The organism is Pseudomonas sp. P116 (assembly GCF_020149425.1).
Taxonomy (GTDB): Bacteria; Pseudomonadota; Gammaproteobacteria; order Pseudomonadales; family Pseudomonadaceae; genus Aquipseudomonas; species Aquipseudomonas anatoliensis.
In genome coordinates this window covers 1-2,169 of sequence record NZ_JACVHB010000015.1, presented here as the reverse complement: position 1 = coordinate 2,169, position 2,169 = coordinate 1, and the positions used below count along the sequence as shown (strand labels likewise).

1 protein-coding gene and 1 pseudogene are annotated in these 2,169 nt (G+C 53.1%); both read right to left on the bottom strand.

Annotated elements, in window-relative coordinates:
* A partial coding sequence (locus tag ICA15_RS28470) for a hypothetical protein (protein ID WP_210555706.1) occupies positions 1–1,124 on the bottom strand: 1,124 nt, incomplete at its 3' end.
* Between the two features lie 127 nt (positions 1,125–1,251).
* A pseudogene (locus ICA15_RS28465) lies at positions 1,252–2,169 on the bottom strand (hypothetical protein); the annotation flags it as partial.

Below are 2,169 nucleotides of genomic sequence, written 5' to 3'. Positions count from 1 at the left end.
GAATGATTGCCTGGCTTGAGCGTGACCTGCACTTCCCAAATGCCGGCCGCTCCCACTGTTCCACTTCCGACCATTTGCGCATCAACGAATACCTCGACCCTGCTGTTTAAATCGCTGAGCCCGTTATCACCTTTAAGGGTAAAGGTTCGATCCTGAATTGAAGACCCGGCAGGTGCGGTTATGCGAGGGGCACCCAAGACAATGAAGTTGACGACAGATGAGTAAAAATGAGGCAACGTTCCATGTTTGATTTGCGCCTTGACTGCCGCAGGCCCACTTGGAGGAACTTTGGTCATCGGCATTCGCCAGACTTCCGTGATGGGAACGTTAACCACACCACCCCAATTGTCATAATGATCACTATCACTGACCACTTTGATTTGTGTATCGGAAGCGGCGGTACCGATGAAAACAATTTCTTTTAACAACAGTATTGAATTGTTCTCGGGGGAAGTTATTGTTGCTCGTCGAACCGTCACCAAACTGGTGTTTTCTGACCGTACATTATTAAGGTATTGATACGCCTGAAAGCGCAGAACGCTGACATTATCTGCAACAGAGAGTGACACTGTCCAAGCCCCATCGGATTTCACAATGCCAAACTCACCAGTGCTCATAAATATAGTTGCTCCAGCAAGACCTCTGCCGGTTACATTAACCACCCGTGAAGAAAAATTGGGCATGGGATTAATAATTGGTATCGGGACTGGGTTTTCGGCGTAAAAATCTCCAGAACTGTACCAACGCGACCAATCGTTTGAAAACACGGTTCTGAAGTGGATATACCCGCGCCCTTGCGCAAGTTCAAAATCCGTCCTCCAAACAATCGGACCGCCACTGGTATGAAAATTTCTTTTCTGATAAACCACACCATCCTTGTTATAAAAGTGCAACTGAACGGCGTGATGGGGAACAAAGATCGGGGAGCTTCTCAGCTCAATTCCACGAGTCCTGATAATAGTGCTATTTTTTGCAGGTACGACCCACGGCATTTCGTCCAGGAGTAATTCCGGTTGCGAATCTCTACCGGCCGCTCCAACAGTCTCTTGAATTGAATCAAGCATCTTCCTTTCATCGCTCGATGCCCCGCTCGCACCATCTCCTGAATCATCCTTTATATTCATGGCTAGACCCATCACTCCAAGTTATAAGTCGCTACGTTGGGCATTTTCATGCATAGAACCATTAAATGCCGGCTACAAATGCTACGGCACCTGACAGTGCTGACAGTCCGGACGAATGATCATCGCGCTACTGTGCTCTGAAGAGTGAAGCGTCAACACTGCCAGATCCCGCGATCACAACCTCAAAACGCCCACTAATCAGCGAATTCGAAACAGGCACTCCCGCTGCGTCATGCATCTGGCACAGCAACCAATTAGGCCCCACCGACAATGATTGCCCGGCCCAGCCCTGCCATTTGCCGTTGCTGACAGGCAACTGGGCCACCACTTCGTCCGGGGTGTACCATCTCGCCACCCGCGCGATGCCCGGGCGACCCTTTCCGGCCAGTGCAATCGGATTGCTGACCACCCTGCCAGCGGCGGGTTGTTCGATGGACGGCGTGTATTGCAACGTCCTGACCCGACGCAAGGCAACTTGTGACTTGAACCCGTCGCACTCGGCCACGGCATGCAGCAAGTATTCGCCTTCCGCCGCCTCCACCTGCAGTTTGAGAAACCAGGTTCGGTCTTGCGAAATAACCATCGACACGCCATTCACGCTAATCGTGTCACCCGGCACACCGAACCCGGAGACCACCACCCGTTGCCCGATGTGTTGGCCCGCAACAGGCGTCTCGACAAAAGGCGCAGCCGGAACGACGCTGTATTGCACAGCAGCCGAGTATTCCGACCAGTGGGTTTTTCCTTCTTCGATGAAGCTCTGCCGGGCCCGAAGGGTTCTGAGTCCCACTGCAAAGGTCACCTCACCCTCCCACTCACCGTCCCCGTTCACGACAATGTCCTCGAGTAGAGGCTCGCTGGCCCCCACCTCCCAGACCTCGACTCGCCCTCCGCGCCTGCCGCACCCTTTAATCTTTGCGGTGCGCGGCAGGTTGCCACCCTCTGTCGGCTGAGTGATCTGCGGCGCCAACACCACTACGTTGAAGTTGCGCCGATCACTGTTGGAGTCGCGATTTTTATGAGTCTGGCGTGCAATGACGCCGTA